The 22,486-nt window shown below is 72.1% G+C and carries 17 protein-coding genes and 1 pseudogene; 6 read left to right on the top strand and 12 right to left on the bottom strand.

The window, feature by feature from the left end:
- Positions 1-27: 27 nt before the first annotated feature.
- Positions 28-4,422 (bottom strand): LamG-like jellyroll fold domain-containing protein, encoded by a 4,395-nt coding sequence (locus ACZ5SK_RS03265; RefSeq protein WP_468156266.1) that lies wholly within the window; start codon positions 4,420-4,422, stop codon positions 28-30.
- A gap of 325 nt (positions 4,423-4,747) precedes the next feature.
- Between ACZ5SK_RS03265 and ACZ5SK_RS03260 the strand changes: the two genes are divergently transcribed.
- Both ACZ5SK_RS03260 and ACZ5SK_RS03255 read left to right on the top strand, forming a co-directional pair.
- On the top strand, positions 4,748-5,893 hold the full coding sequence (locus ACZ5SK_RS03260) for a right-handed parallel beta-helix repeat-containing protein (RefSeq protein ID WP_457495690.1): 1,146 nt from the start codon (positions 4,748-4,750) through the stop codon (positions 5,891-5,893).
- A 95-nt stretch (positions 5,894-5,988) separates the two neighbouring features.
- The gene (locus ACZ5SK_RS03255; protein ID WP_334582952.1) at positions 5,989-7,017 is read left to right on the top strand and encodes a methyltransferase; all 1,029 of its coding nucleotides are present in this window, start codon (positions 5,989-5,991) and stop codon (positions 7,015-7,017) included.
- Positions 7,018-7,156: 139 nt separating this feature from the next.
- Here the strand turns inward: ACZ5SK_RS03255 and ACZ5SK_RS03250 are convergent, their stop codons facing one another.
- The 9 genes from ACZ5SK_RS03250 to ACZ5SK_RS03210 all read right to left on the bottom strand — a co-directional run bounded on the left by ACZ5SK_RS03250 (position 7,157) and on the right by ACZ5SK_RS03210 (position 15,399).
- Positions 7,157-7,489 carry a TcmI family type II polyketide cyclase gene (locus ACZ5SK_RS03250; protein ID WP_334582953.1) on the bottom strand — a complete coding sequence of 111 codons (333 nt, stop codon included), beginning with the start codon at positions 7,487-7,489 and terminating at the stop codon, positions 7,157-7,159.
- A gap of 20 nt (positions 7,490-7,509) precedes the next feature.
- Positions 7,510-7,989, bottom strand: coding sequence for an SRPBCC family protein (locus ACZ5SK_RS03245; protein WP_334582954.1), 480 nt, complete (start codon positions 7,987-7,989; stop codon positions 7,510-7,512).
- Between the two features lies 1 nt (position 7,990).
- Positions 7,991-8,245 (bottom strand): acyl carrier protein, encoded by a 255-nt coding sequence (locus ACZ5SK_RS03240; RefSeq protein ID WP_334582955.1) that lies wholly within the window; start codon positions 8,243-8,245, stop codon positions 7,991-7,993.
- Between the two features lie 35 nt (positions 8,246-8,280).
- Positions 8,281-9,531: a beta-ketoacyl synthase N-terminal-like domain-containing protein gene (locus ACZ5SK_RS03235; protein WP_334582956.1), complete on the bottom strand. Its 1,251-nt coding sequence runs from the start codon at positions 9,529-9,531 to the stop codon at positions 8,281-8,283.
- A complete protein-coding gene (locus ACZ5SK_RS03230; protein WP_334582957.1) occupies positions 9,528-10,796 on the bottom strand; it encodes a beta-ketoacyl-[acyl-carrier-protein] synthase family protein in 1,269 nt (422 codons plus the stop codon). The genes ACZ5SK_RS03235 and ACZ5SK_RS03230 overlap by 4 nt, the downstream gene beginning before the upstream one ends.
- The gene (locus ACZ5SK_RS03225; RefSeq protein WP_319345014.1) at positions 10,793-11,236 is read right to left on the bottom strand and encodes a cupin domain-containing protein; all 444 of its coding nucleotides are present in this window, start codon (positions 11,234-11,236) and stop codon (positions 10,793-10,795) included. Before ACZ5SK_RS03225 ends, ACZ5SK_RS03230 begins: the two co-directional genes overlap by 4 nt.
- A gap of 72 nt (positions 11,237-11,308) precedes the next feature.
- Positions 11,309-12,463 carry a SchA/CurD-like domain-containing protein gene (locus ACZ5SK_RS03220; RefSeq protein WP_334582958.1) on the bottom strand — a complete coding sequence of 385 codons (1,155 nt, stop codon included), beginning with the start codon at positions 12,461-12,463 and terminating at the stop codon, positions 11,309-11,311.
- A gap of 139 nt (positions 12,464-12,602) precedes the next feature.
- Complete coding sequence (locus ACZ5SK_RS03215; RefSeq protein ID WP_468417493.1) at positions 12,603-13,253, bottom strand: class F sortase; 651 nt, start codon at positions 13,251-13,253, stop codon at positions 12,603-12,605.
- A 409-nt stretch (positions 13,254-13,662) separates the two neighbouring features.
- Positions 13,663-15,399 carry an FAD-dependent oxidoreductase gene (locus ACZ5SK_RS03210; protein ID WP_334583808.1) on the bottom strand — a complete coding sequence of 579 codons (1,737 nt, stop codon included), beginning with the start codon at positions 15,397-15,399 and terminating at the stop codon, positions 13,663-13,665.
- Between the two features lie 247 nt (positions 15,400-15,646).
- Between ACZ5SK_RS03210 and ACZ5SK_RS03205 the strand changes: the two genes are divergently transcribed.
- Positions 15,647-17,437: a protein kinase domain-containing protein gene (locus ACZ5SK_RS03205; RefSeq protein ID WP_361704348.1), complete on the top strand. Its 1,791-nt coding sequence runs from the start codon at positions 15,647-15,649 to the stop codon at positions 17,435-17,437.
- Between the two features lie 35 nt (positions 17,438-17,472).
- Here the strand turns inward: ACZ5SK_RS03205 and ACZ5SK_RS03200 are convergent, their stop codons facing one another.
- Together ACZ5SK_RS03200 and ACZ5SK_RS03195 are read right to left on the bottom strand one after the other, a co-directional pair.
- Positions 17,473-18,402: an anti-sigma factor RsbA family regulatory protein gene (locus tag ACZ5SK_RS03200; protein ID WP_334582961.1), complete on the bottom strand. Its 930-nt coding sequence runs from the start codon at positions 18,400-18,402 to the stop codon at positions 17,473-17,475.
- On the bottom strand, positions 18,399-18,755 hold the full coding sequence (locus ACZ5SK_RS03195) for an STAS domain-containing protein (protein ID WP_361704351.1): 357 nt from the start codon (positions 18,753-18,755) through the stop codon (positions 18,399-18,401). The genes ACZ5SK_RS03200 and ACZ5SK_RS03195 overlap by 4 nt, the downstream gene beginning before the upstream one ends.
- Positions 18,756-18,922: 167 nt before the next feature.
- Here ACZ5SK_RS03195 and ACZ5SK_RS03190 point away from each other — a divergent pair.
- The 3 genes and pseudogenes from ACZ5SK_RS03190 to ACZ5SK_RS03180 all read left to right on the top strand — a co-directional run bounded on the left by ACZ5SK_RS03190 (position 18,923) and on the right by ACZ5SK_RS03180 (position 22,167).
- A pseudogene (locus ACZ5SK_RS03190) lies at positions 18,923-19,562 on the top strand (DUF6629 family protein).
- A gap of 437 nt (positions 19,563-19,999) precedes the next feature.
- Positions 20,000-21,502: a sigma-70 family RNA polymerase sigma factor gene (locus tag ACZ5SK_RS03185; RefSeq protein WP_468575227.1), complete on the top strand. Its 1,503-nt coding sequence runs from the start codon at positions 20,000-20,002 to the stop codon at positions 21,500-21,502.
- Positions 21,503-21,813: 311 nt separating this feature from the next.
- Entirely contained in the window at positions 21,814-22,167 is a 354-nt protein-coding gene (locus tag ACZ5SK_RS03180; RefSeq protein WP_334582964.1) for a VOC family protein, read from the top strand.
- Positions 22,168-22,486 lie beyond the last annotated feature (319 nt).

Here is a 22,486-nt window from a genome sequence, read left to right as displayed (position 1 = left end):
GCCGGCCCGTTCCGGCAGGTGAACCGATCAGTCGCCGCTGGGGACGGCGGTGTCCACGCCCGGCATGCCGACGGCGAGGTGATCGATCTGGGTCTCGGTCAGCGCACCCTGGAAGACCCACACGTCGGAGAGCGAACCGGGGAAGTACTGGCCGGACGTGGTCCCGGTGGTGTCCCGGCCGAGCTGCAGGGTCTTGGCGGCCTTGTAGGTCAGTACGTCGTCGGACCACGAGACGGTGTCGGTGCAGCTCGCGTCGTCCTGCACGCCGTCGTCGTCGGCGTCGGCGCAGGCCGTCTCCTGGAGCTCGCCGTTGACGTAGAGGCGGACCTCCTTGGAGAAGCCGTCGTAGACCAGTGCCACGTGGTTCCAGTCGGTGGGGCTGTAGAACATGCCGTTGCCGATGTCGGAGACGGCGGCCGAGTCGCTGTCGGAGTCGGCCGTGGCGATCCGCCAGCGACCGGGATCGGTGGCCGGGGTGGCACTGGGCTCGTAACGCACCGCGAACGCGCTCTTCTTGGCACCCGGAGCGCTCATGACCGTGACCGGACTCGTCGGAGTGGCGGCCGCCTGCACGTAGGCGCTGACGGTGAAGCTGGCGCTGGTGTCGACCGGGACCACGGAGGCCGCCGCGTAGTCGTCGGTGCCGTCCAGGGCGACGGCGCCGTCGACCCAGCCCGAGCCCGTCTGGGCGCCGTTGTAGAGGGTCATGGCGTTGCCGGAGGACGAGGCGTCCGGCGAGGTCGGCGGAGTGCCGGCGGCCGTCTCGAACTTCCAGCGGCCCTTGACCACCGCGCGCTGCTTGAACAGCTGCTGCACCTCACCGGCCGACACCGGCCGGTCGAACAGCCGCACGTCGTCGATCTGACCGGGGAAGAACGAGGTGGCCGCGCCCTGGAACGCGCTGGCGCCGAACTGCATCGCGCCTCCGGCGTACCAGGTCGTGGGCAGGGCGGTGGTGCCGGCGAGGGTCCCGTTGACGTACAGCGAGAGCTTGTCGGCCTCCGTGTCCTGCACGCCGACCAGGTGCGTCCACTCACCGCCGTACGCGGTGACGCCGTCGGGCTGCATGGCCCGCACCACCGTGGAGTCGGCGGTGTCGGCGCTGTGCTGGTTGAACACCCAGCGGTCGTAGGAGCTGGAGTAGTACAGCTCCGGACCCGTCACCGTGTCGCCGATCTGTGTGGCGACGGTCGCGGCGTGCGTCGGTTTGGTCTTCGGCAGCTTCACCCAGGCGGAGACGGCGAAGCTGTATGAGGTGTTGATGTGCGGGCCGGCGGTGACCGCGTAGTCGTCGGTCCCGTCCAGGGTCAGCGCGTTGCCGTCCACGCCGGCCGAGCCCGTGGCGGCGCCGCCCTTGAGGACCGCGGGGTTCACGTCGGCCCGGCCGCTCAGCGCGGTCGCGTCGGCGGCGTCGTCCATGTGGAAGACGGCACGGGCCGGGCGGCCGGAGCCGATCGTGTTCGAGCTGTAGAGGCTCGACACCTCGCCCGCCGACAGCGGCTTCTCGAAGGTCTTCACCTCGTCGATGGCGCCGGGGAAGGGCGAGGCCGGCGTGCCGCCCAGGAAGCTGCCGCCGATGACCATGCCGCGCCGCGCGTTCCACGGTGTGCTGTAGGCCGTGGTTCCGGCCAGCGCGCCGTTGACGTACAGCTTCAACAGCTTCTCACCGGCGGCGTACTCGCCGACCAGATGCGTCCACTCCCCCGCCTTGACCCCGCCGGCGGCGGCCTGCATGGCGCGCACGGGCGTGCCGCTGGTGCTGTCGGCGCTGTACTGGTTGAACACCCAGCGGTCGTAGCCCTTGGAGTAGTACAGCTCGAAGCCCGGCGCGTTGTTGCCGCGCTGGGAGGCGACGACCGCCGCGCCGGACGGCATCGCGGACAGCTTCACCCACGCGGACACCGAGAAGCTGACGTCGGTGTTGATGGTGGCGATGTCGGTGGCGGCGTAGTCGTCGACGCCGTCGAACTGCACGGCCTTGCCGAACTTGCCCTCCACGTTCGGCGTCGGACCGTTGTACAGGGTCGCGCTCTGCTCGGGTGCGCTGCCCGCCGCCTGGGTGGCGCCGGCCGCCTCGTCCATCGACCAGTCGGCGCGTTCGAGCTGCCCCGACTTAACCCGGAACTGATAGGTGCGGATCTCGGAGCCGTTGCCCGCGGCGTCGAAGGACCGCGCGGTGAAGGTGTTGAGGCCCGGCTTGAGCGGCAGCACGGGCACGGTCTTCGCCGCTCCGCCCGAGGTGGTGACGGTGTTCGCGGAGACCGGGTCGCCGTTGAGGCCGAACCAGTACTTCGTCACGTCGGAGACGGCGCCGGTGATCACGAAGTCGCCGTACTGGCCCACCCCGTCGTACCAGGGGTCGTCGGGGTCGTCGGGGTTCGAGGCCGGGTAGATGGCGGACGAGATGGTCGGCGCCTTCGGCACGCTCTTGTCGTACACGAAGTAGCAGGCGGTCGGGTCACCGGTGTACGACCACGGCGAGTACTGGGCACCGTCGTAGGAGTGGACGTACCAGCTCACCGTCTTGTCGGGGGGAATGGAGGACGGCAGGCTGATCACGAAGTCCGAGCCGGACTTCTTCGCCGTCGTCAGTCCGGACTTCCAGCGGGTGACGACGCCCTTGCCGTCACCGGTGTCCCAGCTCGCGCGGAACTCCACCGAGACGGAGTCGCCGTCGGGGTCGGTGACGTCGTTGGCGTAGATCTTGCCCAGGCTGCGCACCCGCGCGGCACTGGTGGGCTTCTTGCAGGAGCCGCCGTACTCCATGGTCAGCTGGGACATCTTGATCTGCGGCGGCGCCCGGTTGTACTGCACGCGCAGATAGGCGTCGTCGGAGAACCGCTTCCAGCCGTATCCGTCGGACTCGCTGGACGCCTTCATGCCGAAGGTCATCGTCGACCACTTCTTGTCCGCGGCCTGCTGCACCGCGGACTTCACGTCGAACTCCGCGTCCTTCGCCGCGCAGCCGGTGTAGCCGTAGGCGAAGGACTCGGTCTTGAGGTGGTCGATCCAGAAGCCGGACGCGTTCTGCGAGTTCCACGTCGTCGACGAGGAGATGTCCTTGGTGCGCCACAGCTCCACGCCCCGGTCCGCGCACGACGCCGACCAGGTGTTGCGGACCACGAACTCCGCCTGGAGCACGGTCCGTCCGGCGAACTTCGAGGTCGGGATGCGGTAGAAGAGCCGCTTGGTGTCGTACGGCGCGCAGTACGACCAGTTGCAGTAGCCGAGGCCCGCGTCCGGGTCGCCGTTGAACTTCCACTGCGGCGACGAGTCCCAGTACTTGGAGGCCATCGTCCACGCCGAGGCCTTCGGGGAATACCACTGCGGGTCGATGAACACGGGGTACACCGTGTTCTCGCCCTTGAGGACACCACTGTTCGGCGTCAGCACCAGCGCGTCCTGCGCGGCCGGGACGTCCACGCCGACCGCGGCGACGTTCCCGGACTCCGCGGCGACGGCCTCGGGGGCATTCGGCCCACGCCCGGCGGCGGGGGCCGTTTCCGAAGCGGTTGCCGTGGGTGTGTCCGCGGCGGCTTCCGCGGCAGCCTTGCCGGCGGTTTTGGAAGCGGTTTTCGAGGACTTCGCCGCGGCGCCGGGGGCCTTGGTGCTGGAGTCCCACATCACGGGGCGCGGGGCCTCGAAGACCGCGCTTCCGGCGCCCTGGTCGATCGCCGTCAGACCGCCGTCCGAGGTCTCCTTGACCCGCATGCCGTCGGCGTCCAACTTCAGCCGCAGCCTGCTCAGTTCGGTGCTCGCCGCGGCCTCGGCCGACTTGACGACCAGGAGTTGGGTGAAGCCGTCCTGCTGCGCCGTCATCCTCAGGTCGACGCCGGGCAGCACCTCCGGATAGGTGACGGTGTTCCCGTTCAGCTCCGGGGCGGGCAGCTTCTTCGGCCAGGACAGCGCCAGTTCACGGCCGTTCTTCGTCATCCGCACCAGCGGTTCGGAACCGCCGCCCGAGAACGTCAGACCGACCGTCGTGGCCTTCGGCGCCACCGTTCCGTCCGCGCCGCGGGTCAGGGTGGTGTCGATGGTGCGCCATGCGCCGTCCACCCGGGTGCGCACCGGACGCAGATGCTCCCGCGCCTCCAGATGCCCCTCGGGGAGGGCGTACACCTCACTGCTCTCACCCCGCATCGAGGTGATCTCCACGGGCTTGCCCGTGCGCGCGGCCTTCGCCAGCGCCTTCGCGTCCTCGCCCCCGCCCGCTCCGTCGTCTCCGGCGGCCGTGGCCGACCCGTCGGCCGCGGCGGCGCCGGCGGACTTTGCAGACTCGACGGACTTTGCGGCCGGGGTGTCGGCCGCTCTCTCACCGGTCGCCGCCAGGGCGCCGCCGGATGCACTCGCCGCCAGCACGATGGCAGCGGAGAGCACCACGCCGGCTGCGCGCAGCCGACGTCTCCCCCCGTATGTGTTCATGTGAACTGCTCCCCCATGGAACCGCGTTGGACTATGACCGGATGTGTTCGCTCACACGGTCAGGTCGCAACATACGACCGCTCCCGCCCCACTAACCAGAGACTCACAACTGGACATAGCCCCCAAGGTCCGCAAACCCGTGGAACTCATGGAGTGACACACTTCACGTTTGCTCCGCAAATTCGCCACGATTCGGCAACGGCTCCCGATTCGTCACCCGCCCCGCGAGACGAGCGAGAACAAGCCCTCACACCTCGCGGCGGGACACGCCGCCGGATGGCCCATCCCGCCGATTCATAGCCGATCCGGTCATAACGTACGCAATATGAAGAAATGCCATATCGCATACCTGGCGTGCACCGCCGCGCTCGTGGGCACCGGCCTGGGCGCCGCTCCGTCGGTCGCCGGTCATACGGTCCACGTGGTCCGGCCGGGTCAGTCGATCCAGAAGGCGGTGGACGCCGCCAAGCCGGGGGACACCGTTCTGCTGACCTCCGGCACCTTCCACGAGAGCGTCAAGGTCGGCACGCCCGGGCTGACCCTGCGCGGCATGGGCAGCCGCACGGTCCTCAAGCCGGACCCGCGCGTGAGCACCGGCACCGCTGCCACCGGCACCAGCACTGCTGCCGCCGGCACCAGCACGAGCACCACGAGTGCCGCCGCGCCTGCCCCGAAGGCCCCCGAGAGCTGCGCCGCGGGCGGCTACGGCATCTGCGTCGTCGGCACGAAGAAACGCGACGTCAAGGGCGTCACCATCGCCTCCCTCACAGTGACCGGCTTCACCAAGGCCGGCGTCCTCTCCATGGCGACCGACGGGCTGACCGTGCACCACGTCACCGCGGTGAAGAACGGTGTGTGGGGCATCGCCTCGGAGCGTTCGGTGCGCGGTGTGTTCCAGGACAACGTCGCCCGGAACAACGGCGACGCGGGTCTGTTCCTCGCCAACACGATCAAGGAGGAGCAGGGCGCCACGGACACCAAGGGGACGCTGGTCGAGCACAACCGTCTGGACGGCAACCGGATCGGCATCACCGTCCGCCGCCTGCGCGACCTCACCGTCGCCCACAACCAGCTCACCGGCAACTGCGCGGGCGTGTTCGTCGTCGGCGACGAGAACAAGCCGAAGGCCGGCCTCGTGACCGTGGCCGAGAACCGCATCGTGCGCAACAACAAGTCCTGCCCGAAGACGGCCAGGCTGGACGCGTTGCAGGGCTCGGGGATCGTGCTGACCGGCGCCGAGGACAGCCTGGTGACCAAGAACGTGATCGAGGAGAACGCCGGCAAGTCCCCGTTGTCGGGCGGCATCGTCCTGTTCAAGAGCTTCGTGGGCACCACCAGCGACCGCAACCGGATCACCGACAACGTGCTGCGGGACAACTCCCCCGCGGACCTGATCAACACGGACACCGGCAAGGGCAACGCCTTCATGGGCAACAACTGCCGGGCGTCGAAGCCCGCCGGCCTGTGCTGAATCCGAGCCCATGACCTCAAGCGCGTGACCTCACGCGCGTGACCTCACGCGCGTGACCCCGGGTCAGTGACCCCGACAAGGAAGGAAGGCGGCACATGACGACCGCTCGTACTGCCCCACCGCCGTCCATGCGGCTGAGGGAGCTCGCGTTCGGGGCGGCGTGTGCCGCCGCCCTGCGCGCGGCCGCCCGGCTCGGCGTCGCCGACGCCCTCGGCGACCGTCCCATGGCCGTGGAGGACCTCGCGGCCGCGGTGAAGACCGAACCCCGGCCGCTGCGACGGCTGCTGCGGGCCCTGTCCTGCTACGACGTCTTCGCCGAGCAGCCGGACGGGACGTTCACGCACACCGACGTCTCCCGGCTGCTGCGCGAGGACGACCCGCACAGCCTGCGCGCCATCTCCCTGTGGTGCACCGAGCCGTGGACCTGGGACGCCTGGCCGCTGCTCGACGAGGCGGTGCGCACCGGCCGCAACGTCGTGGAGGACCTGTACGGCAAGGAGTTCTTCCCCTACCTCAACGAGGACGCCCCGGAGTCCGCCGACGTCTTCAACCGCGCCATGACGACGTCCAGCGTGCAGTCCGCGCGGGACGTCGCGGAGTTCCTCGACCTGTCGGGGAGTTCCTCGGTCGCCGACATCGGCGGCGGCCAGGGGCACGTGGTGGCGAGCCTGCTGGACAAGTACCCCGCGATGCACGGCTCCCTGCTCGACCTGCCCCGGGTGGTGGAGAACGCGGTGCCGAGGCTGCGGGCGGGCGGCGACCTCGCGGACCGGGCGCGCGTCGTGCCCGGCGACGTCCGGGAGGCCGTGCCGGTGAAGGCCGACGTCTACGTCATCAAGAACATCCTGGAGTGGGACGACGAGAGCACCGCCCGCACCCTGCGCAACGTCCGGGCGGCGGGCGGCCCTGGGGCACGGGTCGTGGTCATCGAGAACCTGGTCGACGACACGCCGTCTATGCGGTTCAGCACCGCGATGGACCTGATGCTCCTGCTCAACGTCGGCGGGGCGAAGCACACCACCGACAGCATGGTCGACCGGCTGACCGAGGCGGGCCTGGTCATCGACGACATCAGCCCGGTCAACCCCTATCTGCACGCGTTCGACTGCCACGTCCCCGGCTGATCCGGCCGCACGTTCCCCGTACCCCCCGTCCCCCCCGTATCCCCTCTTCCCTCCCCCGCCCTCTCCCCCTCCCCCACGAACCACCGGTCGCCGGGCCCGCAGCGTCGCGGGTCCGGCGACCGGTGATGGTCGGCCTCGGTCAGCCGGCCGACTCGCGCTCCCAGAGATAGAAGCGCTGCGCCATGGCGTCCTTGGGGGACCGCCAGGTCTCGGGGTCGTACGCGCTGACGTACGCGGACAGCCGCTCGCTGACGTCCCGGAACTCGGGATGCCCGGTGATCTTGGCGATGGCGGGCCCGGGCTCGCGCTCGGACTCGATGAGGTGCATGTACACGTCGCCGAACTGGAAGAGGCTGCGCCGGGCGACGCCGACGAGGCGCGGCAGTTCTCCCCGGTCGGACTCCTCGAACACCTTGGCGATGTCAGGGGCCGATCCCGGGGCCATACGGGCGACGATCAGGGCTTGGTGCATGGGACTCTTCTCCGTCCGGCTCAGTCGGTCAGACCCCGGGTGGCGCCGCGTTCGGCGGCGGCCTTCTCGATGCGGTCCCGGATGAGGCTCATCTGGACCTTGGAGTTCCGGTTGATGTTGTCGGTCATCCACTCGTCGTCGACCGGCGCCTCCGGCTTCATCGCGAAGTCCTGCGTCCACACCATCCGCGTGCCGGCCGGGACCTCCTCGTACCGCCAGTGGATGTTCATGTGGTCGAAGGGCCCCGTCTCGACCCGGCGGGCCTTGACGGTGAGCGCCTCGCGGTCCGGCTCGCGCTCGGAGACCCAGCTCCACACGGTGCCGTTCTCGTCGGGGTGCATGGTCAGCCGGAAGGTGGTCTTCCGTCCCTCCCGGCGCAGGACCTCGACGGAGGCGTACTCGCTGAACAGCCGGGGCCAGTTCTCCAGGTCGTTGGTCATCTCCCAGACCAGGTCCAGGGGGGCCGCGATGGTGATCTCGTTCTGCGTGTGTCCGGTCATCTCACGCTCCTGTCATGAGGGCACTGTTGACGAGGTCGAGGAACTGCCGGGGCGTCTTGGAACGCTCGGCGTCGGGGGGCATCGGCGTGCCGTACCGGTTCTCCAGCTCGCCCACGATGCCCAGCAGGCCGAGCGAGTCGACGCCGAGGCGGTCGAAGCCGGTGTCGTTCTCCCGGAGTTCCTCCGGGGCGACGGTGACGCCGGCGGACTTCTTCATGAGTTCGGCCAGCTCTTCCACGGTGATGCGATCAGACATGCGGTTCCTCTCCTCTATTTCTCCGCGGCGCCTCGCTACGAGGCGTCGGTGGCGCCGTGCCGCAGCACCAGCGCCGAGTTCGACCCCATGAGTCCCCGGCTCAGGACCAGCGCCGTGCGCATTTCGGCGCTTCGGGCCCGGCCGGTCACCAGGTCGAGGTCATGGCAGATGTCGAAGACGTTCGGGGTGGGCGGGATCATGTCGTGCTCCATCGCGAGCACGGCCGCGGCGGCGTCCATCAGCGGCGCCGCGCAGTAACCCCGGCCGATCCCGGTCTTCGGCGCGGTGACGGGCACGCGGGTGCCGTGCGCGCCGAGGGCGTCGGCGATCGCCAGCGCCTCGGCGCGGTCCGCGGCCGGCACGCCGAGCGCGTCGGCGAAGACCACGTCGATCTCCTCGGGGGCGCACTCGGCCTCCTCCAGCGCTCCCCGGATCGCCTGGGCGAGCCCCTCCCGGGACTCCTCCCAGCGGGAGGCGCCGGTGAAGGTGGCCGCGTGGCCGGCGAGAAAGGCCCGTACCCGCGCGCCTCGCGCCAGGGCCGTGCCCTCCTCCTCCACCACGGCCATGGCGCCGCCTTCGGCCGGCACGAACCCGCAGGCCGCGGCGGTGAACGGGCGGTAGGCGCGGGTCGGGTCGTCGAGGGTGCTGAGCTCCTCGTAGCCGAGTTGGCAGACCATCGAGTAGGGCGCGATCGGCGCCTCGGTGGCCCCGGCCACGATCACGTCGGTGCCGCGCCGCACGGCCCGCGCCGCGTGCGCGAGGGCGTCCAGGCCGCCGGCCTCGTCGGCGGCGACGACCGAGCAGGGGCCCTTGAAGCCGCGCCGGATGGAGATCTGGCCGGTGCTGGCGGCGTAGAACCAGGCGATGGACTGGTAGGGGCCGACGAAGCGGCTGCCCTTGCCCCACAGCTGTTGCAGTTCCCGCTGGCCGAACTCGCCGCCGCCGGAACCGGCCGCGGTGACCACGCCGACGGAGAACGGCGCCGCGTCGGTGGCGGTCCGCGCGAGGCGGGCGTCGTCCAGCGCGAGGTCGGCCGCGGCCATCGCGAAGTGCGTGAACCGGTCGGTCTGGACGAGGAAGCGCTCCTCGATCATGGCCGTCGGGTCGAAGTCGCGGACCTGGCCCGCCACCCGCAGCGGCAGGTGTTCGCATCCCTCGCGGGTGACGCGTTCCAGGACGCTGATGCCCTCGCTGGTGGACTTCCAGAAGGTCTCGGTACTGGCTCCGTTGGGCGCGACCACACCGATTCCCGTGACGGCCGCGCGCCGTGGATGGGGTTCGCTCATCGTGTCTTCTCCCTCGGCCGGTTCATGACCACCGCGGACTGGAAGCCGCCGAACCCGCTGCCCACCGAGAGCACGCTGGCCAGCTTGCGCTCGCGGGCCACGCGCGGGACGTAGTCCAGGTCGCACTCGGGGTCGGGCGTCTCGTAGTTCGCGGTCGGCGGTACGACCTGGTGGGTCAGGGCCAGGACACAGGCGACGAGTTCGATCGCGCCGATCGCGCCGAGGGAGTGACCCACCATGGACTTGATGGAGCTCATGGGCGTGTCGTAGGCGTGGCCGCCCAGGACCCGTTTCACCGCCGCGGTCTCGTGGCGGTCGTTCTGCTTGGTGCCCGACCCGTGCGCGTTGACGTAGTCGATCGCCGTGGCGTCGGTCCGGGCGTGGTCGAGGGCGTCCTCGATGGCCCGGGCCATCTCCAGGCCCTCGCTGGTCAGGCCGGTCATGTGGTAGGCGTTGCCGAAGGTGGCGTAGCCGCCGAGCTCGCAGTACACGTGGGCGCCGCGGGCTCGGGCGTGCTCCAGCTCCTCCAGGACGAGTACGGCGCCGCCCTCGCCCATGACGAACCCGTTTCGGTCGGCGTCGAAGGGACGCGAGGCGTGGGCGGGGTCGTCGTTGTTCGGGGAGGTGGCCTTGATCGCGTCGAAGCAGGCCATGGTGATCGGGGAGATCGGCGAGTCCGAGGCGCCCGCTATGCAGACGTCGGCCCGGCCCTCCTCGACGGTGTGGAAGGCGTACCCGACCGCGTCGAGTCCCGAGGTGCAGCCCGTGGAGACGGTCTGCACCGGGCCGCGCGCCCCGAACCGTTCGGCCACCGTGGCGGCGAGCGTGCTGGGCGAGAACGCGCGGTGCAGCTGCGGCGCCGCCTCCCGGTGGTCCACGTCCCAGCGCTGCCCACCATGGCTGACCAGGACGTAGTCGTTCTCCAGCCGGGTGGTACCGCCGACGGCGGTGCCCAGGGAGACACCGACCCGCCAGGGGTTCTCGGCGGCGAGGTCGAGACCGGCGTCGCGGACCGCCTCGTCGCCGGCGACCAGGGCGAACTGGATGTAGCGGTCGCACCGTTCGACGTCCGCGGCATCCAGTCCGTGGGCCGCCGGGTCGAAGTCGCACTCGGCGGCGATCCGCGAGCGCAGGCCGGTCGGGTCGAAGAAGGTGATGCCGCGCGTCGCCGTGCGTCCCTCGACCAGGAGCCGCCAGAACGACGGGACGCCTATGCCGCCCGGGGCGACAATGCCTATGCCGGTGACCGCGACCCGCCTCGTCATGAGCCGACCTGACGTCGCGCGGTCGCCTCGCGCCCGATCACCACGGGCTCGGCGTCGCTCTCCTCGGTGTCGACGTGGCCGAGCGGCGGGCTCGGGGCCAGCGGGCCGAGGTGGAAGACGATCCGGGCCTCGACGTTTCCGACGTTGCGGAAGCGGTGTCGCATGTGAGCGGGGATCATCAGGCCCTGCTCGGGTTGCAGCGGCTGGGGCTCGCCGTCCAGGTCCACCTCCAGCTGCCCGCACACGACGTACACGAACTCCTCGGAGTAGGGGTGGTAGTGCTCGCCGATGCGGTCGCCTGGCTTGATGAGGGCCACGCCCATGAAACCGCTGGTCGAACCGACCGTGACGGGGGTGAGCATGGCGCGCAGATCGCCGCCGCGCCGGGTGTTGGGCTCGACCTCGCTGAGATCCACGACTCTGGGACGGGAAGTGATCACGACGTTCCTCCGTTGCTGTACTGCACCGACGTGGGCGGGGCGTGGCGCCGCCCCGGCCCACGTGATGACGAATCAGGCGTCGGGCGACCGACGGTCGGTGACGAGGTCCATGCGGGCGCGTTCGAGGAAGCGCGCGAGCCGGGCGTCCTTCGTCGCGGAGGCGTCCGCGTCGACGGCGTCCTGGAGCGTCGTCAGCTCGGCGACCTGCCCGGGGTCGGCCAGGCCGAGGGCCTGTACGGGGTCGGCCGCGTCGAGTCCGCCGCGCACGTCGATCAGCCGGACGACGACGTCGTCGCGCTGGAAGATCGTGCTGCGCAGGACCGGGCTGCGCGGGTCGTCCGCCGCCGCCTCGTCCTGCCGGGCCAGCAGCTCGGCGAGCTTCATGCCGCGGTCGGCCCGGGCCGGGTAGTACAGGGCGTACCGCTCGGCCTGCGCGTCCTGGCGTTCCGCCGTCACATGGTGGACGGCCGGCAGCGCGGCCCGGGTGAAGAACACCCGCGCGGACTCGGGATCGTTGAGGTCGCGGTCCTGCTCCAGATGGGGGTTGATGGCCTCCTCGACGGCCCGTACCTCGGGCTGCCGGGAGACGTGCCGCAGCGCGGCGAGCAGGTCGCCCCGCACCTCGATGGCCCGCACCACCCGGTTGCCGTGCATGAACAGCGAGGTGCGGCACAGCCGGGTGGTGTCGTCGACCTGCGGCTCGGGCGAGGCGTAGTCGGCGAGGATCTTGGCGACGATCTCCTCGCTGCCCGGCTTCACGGTGAAGGTGAGCGCGTGACGGATCACGCCGTCGCCGATCCTGGGCGAGGTCTGGAGCCGGCGCTTGCCGGGCTTGGCCTCGGTCGCCGGGCCGCCGGTCTCGCGCACCACGTGGAAGCGCAACGACCTGGTGTCGCGGACGCAGCTGTGCAGTGGCTCCACCATCCGCACGTGTTCCTCGCTGTTGACCCAGGCGAGGAACGGCGGGGCGCTCTCCCATTCGCTGGTGATGAGCCATTGGGAGGGGTTCTCGATGGACTGGCACAGCTGGTCGCTGACATGTCCGGGGACGGACGCGACCTGGTTGCAGAGCTGCTCGTAGGCCTCCAGGAACTGCTGCTGGGCTCCGTCGTAGACGTCGACCAGGAGGACGACTCGAAGCCGGGAGCCGTCGAACACGGACTGGGAGACTCGTTGCGACGCCTGTCGCGTCCGCGAACCTGCAACACGTTCGGACGTGGTGGTCATCCTGCGCACATCTCCTTCGCGGAGGGGGAAGTGAACGTCGGCCGCGGTGATGCGACGTCAGCGTTCCTCGATCCTCAGCCCGTCCCCGCAAGCGCGCGACTCGGATGAACTACGCGGGTGACCGGGGCCGGGCGAGGCGTCAGATGAGATGGGCGAAGACGACCAGGTTGTCGGTGTAGTCCTTGACCGTCCGGTCGTAGCTCCCCGCGCAGGTGATGAGCCGTACCTGTGCCTGCGCGGTGTCGGCGTACACGCGTTCGCTGGGGAAGTCGTTCTTGGCGAAGGTCTCCGCGGTGTCCACCCGGAAGGTCGCCGTCCTGCCGTCGGCCCGCCGGACGGAGAAGGTGTCGCCCTTCACGAGTTCGCTGAGGCCCGCGAAGACGGCCGGGGACGTCTTCGTGTCGACGTGCCCGGCGATGATCGCGGTGCCCGTCTCGCCGGGGGAGGCCCCGGCGACGTGCCAGCCGACGAGGTTGACGTCGTCCGCGGGCGGCGGTTCCAGCCGTCCGGAGGGCCCGATGACGAGGTCGGTGAACGGCGCGTCGACCGAGATCTTCGGGATGAGCAGGCGTACGGGCCTGGAGCGCGGCAGGTGCTTGCCCACCGGGGCCTGGCTCTCGTCGGCCTCGTCCTCGGCGGACGAGGCCGAGGTGGACGTGCCGGGTGCGCCGCTCGCCGCGAGCGCGGCGGCGGCGGGCGGGGCGTGCGGGGGGCTGGGGGCGCCGGGGGCCGTGTCATGGCCGCCGAACAGGTTCAGCACCAGGATCACGGCGGCCGCGGCGCACACCATCGTCAGTCCGGTACGGGGGTTTCCCTCCTCGGAGGGAATGGGCGCAACGGAACGACCAGAAGCAGCGGCGGACGACGGAACGGAGGAAGGAGAGGACGAAGAAGAGGACGCAGAAGGGGAGGGGGAAGCGGAAGAGGAAGACGACGGGGAAGAGAACGGGGACGGGGGCGGGGGTACTGCCATCGGGAACCACCTCACTCGGGCGCGGCAGCGGAGCGGACACGGCACGGGAAGCGAGCCGGGCCGCCACCCGGGGTGCGGGTGGCGGCCTCGGCTTCGCTATCGCGCCCGGCATGGGTCACCGGCGGCCGGGATCATGTGAGCGGAACGCATGCGACGGCCCTTCCGTCACGATCGGGCAGCCGACGCCTCGTCAGCTGACGTGACCCGACCGGGACGTGATCCACCGTCAGCCGCGCCTCGTCGCGGCACCACTCGGGGCGTTCACACGGGTGAAGTCCGCTGAGTCCCGGTGGAGTCCGCGGGGCGTGGCGAGAGCCAGCGCGGTGCTCAGGACCTCGCGCAGCGCCGCCTCGGCGTCCGCCTCCGGGCCCGGCGACCGCCAGGCGACGAATCCGTCGGGCCTGACGAGTACGGCGCCCCCGCGGGCCGTGCCGTGGCGCTCCGCCCAGTCGACGTCGTCCTCGGTCACCAGGTCGGCGCCGGGTCCGGCGCCCACCCGGTACGACCTGAGCGGGACGGAGAGCTCCTCGGCGAGCCGGGCGGCGGCCTCGTGCCATCCGCTCGGCTCACCGGCGTCGCTGAGCAGGACGGGGGCCCGCTCGTAGAGGTCGAGGGTGGAGATCCGCTCGCCCGCCCGCCGGACCCACAGGTGGGGCGCCCGGCTGCCGGGCCGGCCGCTCAGGTCGAGGCCCTCCGGGACGACCGGTTCGGCGGGGTCGGCGCCGACGACGGCGCCCTGCGGGTAGCGGTAGCCGAGGGCCACATTGAGGATGCCGCGCTGGGGACCGCCGCCGCCCGCGCCGGGCGGCGCGGCGAAACCGGGGTGGCTGTGCTCGGCCGACCGGGCGGCGGCGCGGGCGCTGGTGGCCTCCGCCACCGGGCGGCGCTCGGCGTCGTAGCTGTCCAGGAGCCCCTCCCCCGCCCAGCCGTCGAGCACCGCGGCCAGCTTCCAGGCGAGGTTGTGCGCGTCCTGGATGCCGGTGTTGGAACCGAAGGCCCCGGTCGGGGACATCTCGTGGGCCGAGTCGCCGGCCAGGAACACGCGTCCCGACCGGTAGCTGCGGGCGACGCGCTGGGCGGCGTGCCAGGGCGCCTTGCCGGTGATCGTCACGTCGAGGTCGGCGACGCCGACGGCCCGGCGGATGTGCTCGACGCACCGCTCGTCGGTGAACTCCTCCAGCGTTTCCCCGTGTTCGGGGTGCCAGGGGGCGTGGAAGACCCAGTTCTCGACGTTGTCCACGGGCAGCAGGGCGCCGTCGGCGTCCGGGCTGGTCAGATAGCAGACGATGAAGTGGCGGTCGCCCACGACGTCGGCGAGGCCGCGGGAGCGGAAGGTGAGGCTGACGTTGTGGAAGAGGTCGCCGGGGCCGCTCTGCCCGATGCCGAGCTGCTCGCGGGCGGGGCTGCGGGGCCCGTCGGCGGCGACGAGGTAGTCCGCGCGGATGGTGGTGTGCTCACCCGTCTCGCGGCTCTTGGTCACCGCGGTGACGCCGTCGGCGTCGCTCTCGAACGACATCAGTTCGGTGGAGAACCGCAGGTCGCCGCCGTGCCTGCGGGCGTGGTCGAGGAGGACCGGCTCCAGGTCGTTCTGGCTGCACAGGCACCAGGAACTGGGGCTGAAACGGGCCAGTCCGCCGCCCGGGTCGATGTCCCGGAACAGCCACTCGCCGGCGTCGCCGACCAGGGTGGGAGTCTGCAGGATGCCGTGGTTGCCGGCCAGGGTGGCGGCCGCCTCCTGGATGGACCGCTCCACGCCCGCCACCCGGAACAGCTCCATCGTGCGGACGTTGTTGCCGCGGCCGCGCGGGTGGATGGAGGTGCCGGAATGGCGCTCCACCAGCATGTGCCGCACTCCGAGCCGTCCCAGGAACAACGAGGTCGCGAGCCCCACCAGGGAGCCGCCGACGATGAGGACCGGGACCCTGAGGGTGTCATGGCCGGTTCGTCCGGCTCGTTCGTTCATCACTCTCGCCTCCAGCGCGTCGTGTCCGCCGACCCGGCCGGATACGGCGGAGATCCTCATGCATGCCCCGTTGAGCTGACGGCGGCTCAGGCTTCACCCGGCTGCGTCGCGGCGTCGGCGGGGCCGGTCCGCGGCGGCGGTGAGGGGACGGAAGTACTTGAATCCCTGAGCACGGGCTGCGGCTGGGCTAGCCTCGATATTCCGCCCAGGCGAACTGACTTACGACGAACATCACTTCGGGAGTTCCGTGTCCGACCAGCTGCCGTCATCACCGAACTCCGCCGCGCGCGAGGCCGCCGCGCTCCGGCGGACCGGGGCCGCACCCCTGCGGATCGGCGACCCGGCCCGGGTCGGTCCCTTCGTGCCGGTGGCGGTGCTCGGCAGCGGCGGGATGGGCCGGGTCTATCTGGCCCGGGCCGCCGACGACACTCCCGGGCTGTTCGCGGTGAAGGTGATCCGGCCGGAGTACGCCGAGGACGTCCGCTTCCAGCGCCGCTTCGAACGCGAGGCGTCGGTGCACGCCCGGCTGGGTCCGCCGCACGCCCCGAGGTTATGCGGTACCGGCTGGGACGACCAACTGCTGTGGATGGCCACGGAGTACGTCCCCGGACTCGATCTTGCCGACGCCGTACGCGACGACGCGGCCCTGCCGGCGGCCACCGTGTGGCAGCTGGTGGCCGAGCTCGGGCAGGCGCTCACCGCCCTCGCCGCCGCCGGCATCGTGCACCGGGACCTCAAGCCGTCCAACGTGCTGCTGTCGCTGCAGGGCGTGTGGGTCATCGACTTCGGGATCTCCAAGGCCGCGGACGCCAGCGCGATCACCGGCACGGGCAACCGGGTCGGCACACCGGCCTACATGTCCCCGGAGTACCTGAGGACGGGCCACTGCGACACCGCCTCCGACGTGTTCTCGCTGGCCTGCACCCTGCTCTACGCGGCCACCGGACGGGCGCCGTTCGGCGACGGCACCGGCGTCGACGTGATGCACCGGGTGGCGTTCGAGGAACCGAACCCGGAGGTGACCGGTGTGGTGTCGGCGGCCGACCCCGAGCTGGGGGCGCTGCTCACCGCCTGTCTGGCCAAGGAGCCCGAGCGGCGTCCGACCCCACGGGAGCTGATCGACGCGGCCGGGACACGGGCCGGGACTCCCGGCTGGCCGGAGCCGCTGCACGGCCAGGTGCTGGCCAGGCAGCAGGCGTACGAGACGCTGCGCCGTCTGCCCGTCGAACGGGCGGCCCGGCTGCGGCCCTCGGACCATCGGGTGAAGCAGGCGCCGCCGGCTCCGGAGGCGGTCCCGGTCGCACCGCGGCCGGACCCGGCGCCCGTGGCCGACTCTCCGGCGGAGTCTCCCGCCGCCGGGACGACGCCGGCCCGACACCGCGTCCGCCGCAAGCGGGTGCTGGCCGCCGCCACGGGCACCGCCCTGTGCGCGGTCGCCGCGGGCGCCTTCGTGCTCATGCGCGAGGGCGGTGCGGCGAGCGCCGCCCCACCGGAGACCGTCGCGTCGGCGACGGGCACCGGCGCCGGGGGCCGGCCCGGCGCCGTCGCCCTTCCGGGCGTGTCCGACTCGCCGGACCGGGCGTCCGCCGCGGGAGCGGCCGCCGGACGCGCCGACGAGACCCGCGGCGACGTCACATCGCCGCCGGGAGCCTCCGCGTCGGGCGTCGGCGGCGGGCAGGAAACCCCCGCCGCGGCGGGCGGCGGCGCCGGGGGCGCAGGAGACGCCGACTCCGCCTCCCCCACCCCGGCCGGGTCCCCCGACACCGCGCCGACCGAGCCCGCGACCCCGCCCTGGATCACCGACTGCACGTACTACGCCGGCAACGGCCGTACCCGCACGGGAGACACCGGCAAGCGGGTGCGGCAGGTGCAGTGCATGCTCACCAAGCGCGGTTACGACGTGGGCGGGGCCGGGGTGAGCGGTGACTTCGACGCCGGCACCGAGACGGCCGTCCGCAGCTTCCAGGGCGACAAGGGGCTGAAGGTCAACGGCATCGTGAACCCGGCCACCTGGGGAGCGCTGCGCGCCGCCGACTGACCGTTGCCGGCCGGCGGCTGTCGGCCGCCGCCGCTTCAGGGGGTCAGGTAGAAGCGGACGGTCGTGCCGTCCTCGGCGGTGTGCAGGCGGACCAGGTCGGCCACGTAGTGGACCAGCATCAGACCGCGGCCGCCGATCTGACCGCGCAGCGGCGGCCTGCGGCCGGCCAGCGGATCGGCCAGCCGGCCCGCGTCCCGGACCTCGCACACGACCTGCCCCGCCTCGGCCCAGACCGCGAGGGTGCCCCGTCCGCCGCCGTGCACCACACTGTTGGTCGTCAGCTCCGCCACCGCCAGTTCGGCGTCCTCCAGCCGCTGTCCGGCCAGACCCAGCCGTTGGGCCCGGCCGACGGCGAAGGCGCGGACGGCGGACAGCTCGTCGGGGCCGAAGGAGTACACGGCGGCGTCCGGCGCGGCCACCAGCGCCTCGTTGTAGCGGACGACGACGGAGCGCCAGTCGTAGGCGTCGCTGGTCTGCTCGGCGCCGGCGGCCATGACGGTCGGGTGGGTGATCCTCGCGTCGGCCAGGACCTCCGGGTCCAGGCGGGAGACGTCGTACGGGCACAGGATGGTCACCGGCCGGCCCTCGAAGGCCGCGTTGATCAGCGCCTCGTGCTGTGCGCACGCCGGATACTCCACCGCGCTGCGGCCGGCCCAGATCGGCTCGCCGATGATCCGCACCCGGCCGTCGCGGTGGGCGTCGGCGAACGCGCGGAGCACGCCGGGGATGATCCGGCCCGGGTTGCGGCCCGCCTCGGTCATGTCCAGCAGGAGGACGCCCTCGGCGTCCGCGCCGAGTCCGGCTCTGATCAGCTCCAGGTTGGGGCCGGGCACCGCCACCGCGACGGGCTCGCCGACGTCCAGGCCGTCCTGCACGAACGACACCGTCCGGTCCAGGTACTCCTGTTCGGTGCGGTAGAACAGCGCGGGGTGCTCGAAGGCCTCATGGGTCGCCACCGGGTTCATCGCGACGCCACCTCGATCCGGCTCAGGCCCGGCCAGAACAGGCCCAGCACGCGCGGTACCTGCGGTGGCGGATGCTCGACCACCACCCGGCCGCCGCGCAGGGCCAGCGCCGTGACGGCGAGCGCCGTCACCCCGGCCACGTCGACGAACCCGACCTCGGAGAGCTCCACATAGGACACGTCGCCATGCTGCCGTGCCAGGCCCGCCAGGGCCTCTTCCCACGGCGAACGAGTGGCCTCGTTGATCTCGCCCCTGGCCCGTATGCCGGGCCGGCCGGACAGCGGGCCCACCTCCAGCACGGCCCCGCCGTGCACCGGCCCGAACCGGTCGACTCCCCGCGAGGCGTCCACCACCCTCGGCCTCCTTCACTGTCCGTCGCTCACTTAGGCGCCCTCCCGCCCGGGACGGCCCCACGGGCAGCCCCTACCCGCCAACGGCATCCTGACGCCGCTCCGCAACGGGAGGATGATCGGAGCGGGACGTACGGTGGCAACCGAGGCTCGACGGACGGGGGGGCACGATGTGCTGGAGTGCGACGGCCGATCTCGTCGCGGGCGCCGGGGTGGCGGCCATCGGGGTGGCGTCGGTGGCGCAGGTGCGGGAGCTCCGGGACCTTCCCCTCGCCGCACTGCCCCTGCTGCTCGGAGCGCACCAGATCGTGGAGTCGGCGGTCTGGGACGCGGGCGGGGGCAGCGGACCGGCCACCGTCGCCTGGGCCGTCATCGCGATGCCGCTGCTGGCGGTGTGGGTCCCGGCGGGAGTGTGGTGCGCGGCCCCGCCGTCCGCCCGGCGCGGGCCGGCGTTCCTGCTCGCGCTCGGCGTCGCGACGGCCACGGGCCTCGGGTACGGGATCGCCACCGGCCCGGTGACGGCCGAGATCCGCGGCCGCACGGTCGGCTACGCCGTCGACCTCCCCTTCTCGTCCGTCCTCGTCGCGGGCTACCTCATGGCCACCGTCGGTTCCCTGCTGCTCTCCGGCGACCGTCGGCTGCTGACCGCTGGGGGTGGTGGTCGCCATGGGCGCGTCGGTCTGCTTCGCGCTGTGGCGACTGGAGTTCGTCTCGACCTGGTGCGCGTTCGCGGCGCTGTGGTCGGTGCTGCTGCTCGGCTGGGTCCGCGACCGACGGGCCGCACCGCGCCTCAGCTCGCGCACCGTCTGATTCCCGCGCGCTCGGCGTGCGGGTCCGCTCGCCGCTGCCCGCCGTGCGCGAGAGCCGTCCCCCGCGTCGGCGGGCAGGGCGCGAAGGCCGGCGTGCCGATGCGCGATGGTCTGCGACCAGCCGAAGCCCACCCGGTCGGCGTCGTCGGTGGGGCGCCGGCGGCGCCGGAGGGCCACATCCGGCGTTCGTCGTAGGTGCTGAACTCGGTCTGGTCCAGCCGGCCGGTGAGCCGGGCGCCGAACTCACCGCGGGCCTACGCCGGGTCGTGGAGCGGACCACGGTGTGCGCGTCCACCCCGCTGCAGGAGGGCACCGCCGCGGACCAGACTGACGGTGATGTGAGTCACATCCTCCACTGTTCGCAACTTTGATTGAAAGTTTTGTCATCTAGGCTGACAAATCCTTCCGCCCCTCAGCAGGCAACCGGAGCGTTCCTCCATGACCGACAGGTCCACTGCCGTGCCCGCACTGTCGTCCTCCGCCACCGCCGCGTACGCCCGCGTCTACGAGGAACAGCAGCCGCGCCTCGTCGCGTACGCCCGCTCGCTCACCAGGAACGCGTGGACCGCCGAGGACCTCGTCGCCGAGGCGCACTTCCGCGTGTGGCGGCGACTGTCCGCGGGGCACGAGATCGACAACGTGCCGGCGTACCTCAGGACGACGGTGCGGCACCTCGCGATGGCTTCCGGGAGCGCGGCGCACGAGACGCCGCGGGATCCGCGGACCGAGGAGCGGGCCGAGCCGGGCAGGCACGGCGAGGACCCGGCCGAGCGGGTGGCCGGCGTCGATCTGGTGGTGCGGGTGCTCGGGCAGTTGCCCGAACGCTGGGTGAAGGCACTGTGGCTGGCGGAGGCGGAGGGCCAGCCGCTGGCTGCGATCGGGCCGCAGCTCGGCACCAAGGAGGGGGCGACGGCCGTCCTGCTGCACCGGGCTCGGGAAGGCATGCGGCAGGCGTTCCTGCGGGCCCAGGCCGGAGCCCCCGAGGACCCCGCGTGCCAGGTCCACTGGGCCCGGATGCCCGCGTACGTCCGCGGCGCCGCGACCGCACGCCAGCAGGAGCGACTGCTCGGCCACGTGGACGCGTGCGACGACTGCCGCGCGCTGCTCGCCTCGCTGATGCAGGCCAACGACCGGCTGCCCGCACTGGTCGGCCCGGCCCTGCTCGTCCTCGCGCTGGGCGGCACGGGCAAGTTCCTCCTGGCGTTCGCGGCCGGGTCCGCCGGTGCGGCGGGCGGCCTCGGAACCGGGGTGCTGCACGGGGTGCGTCATGCCACGGTCGGCGGCGCGAAGGCGCCCCTGGCGGCGACGGCCGGCGCGCTCGTGACGGGCGCCGCCGCGGTCTGTCTCGTCCTCGGCTGGTCCGACTCCGCTCCGGCGCCGGTACAGCGCACCCCGGTGGCCGAGGCGCCCACGGCCCAGGTCCCGGCGAACGGGGCGCCGCTGACCGAGGCGGCCGAAGCGCCGCCATCGCAGGCCGCCGTCCGGGCCGGAGCCCCCGAGGACGTCGGCCCCCTCGCGCAGGCGGCCGACGTCCGGGAAACACCCCCCGCACGGACGGCCGACACGGCCACGCCCACCGCGCCGACCACGGAGACCGCGCCCACGGCCACCGCCGGAACGAACGTGCCGCAGCCGCCCCCGGCCGCCAGCCCCACACCGGCCCCCGGTGACGCGACGACCGAGGAGCCCCCGAGCCCGGTCGACGCGCCCCCTACCGACCAGGGCACGCCAAAAGCCCCGGAGCCCACGGTGCCCGCACCCGTGACGCCGGACCCGGACCCCGACCCCCCGCAGCCCGGTGGGGACGGCGCCCCGGACCCCGGACCGGCCGGACCCCCCGACTGCTGGGGCGACGCCCCGCACACCGGACACGGAAGCCATTCGCACCGGAGCCCCGGAACCGACCCGGCGGCGAAGGGCCCTGGTCGCAAGGGGCACTGACCGTCCAACCGCCGCAGGCGACCGAGGTCACGTCACCCTCGGGAGCCGCCGAAGCACGACGCCAGCCGAAGCGCGGCGTCTTGTGACGGCAGAGGCCTTCGGACCTCGGTACGCGTCACGGGCCGGTGCTTTCTTAACGCCTGCTGCGTCTTGTCCTGCCGGCTCCTGCGGTCGTCGTCGGCGTAGACGACGACCGTGTGGGTCTTCCGCCCCAGGGGCGGGCGTCGTGGAACTCCGCATCCCGACCCGCAAGGACCCCCGGACGACCTGCTCCCCCGGCCGCCCGAGCGCCGTCCTGGCAGGATGGCGGCATGGAACGTGTGCTTGGAATCGGTGGGTATTTTCTGCGGGCCGCCGACCCGGCGGCCCTGAGCGCCTGGTATCGCGACTGCCTGGGCCTGGACGCCAACGAGCACGGCCTGTGGCATCAGGGACCCGGGCCGACGGTGTTCGCGACGTTCGAGTCCGAGACCGACTACTTCGGGTCCCGCGCCCAGCGGACCATGCTCAATTTCCGGGTCCGCGACCTGGATGCGATGCTCGCGCAGTTGCGGGCCAAGGGAGCGGACGTCACCCGGGAGACGCAGGAGATGGAGGGCGTCGGCCGGTTCGGCTGGGTCACCGATCCCGAGGGGAACCGCATCGAGCTGTGGCAGCCCGCCTGACCACGCATGCCGGAACGTCTTGTCAAAACGTCCGGACAAACCCGTTGACATCCCTCGTGGGCGGCTCCATAGTCATGCCACTAGAGCGCGCTAATACAGCGCGCTAGTGATCGGGCCCAGCTCCGCCCACCCACCCTGACCAGCACAGCGAGGTGCGAGGGACATGCACAGACACCACCGAGCCGCCGCCCTGGCCGCCGTCGTCCTCACCGGCACTCTGATCACCGCGGGCTGTTCCAGCAGCTCCGGCGGCAAGAAGTCCGAAGAGGGCACCGCCGACGCCTCCGCGGGCAAGGCCACCACCCCCCGCATGACCGTC

It is taken from the genome of Streptomyces sp. NPDC031474 (genome assembly GCF_055581185.1).
This window is presented reverse-complemented; position numbering and strand designations above follow the sequence as displayed.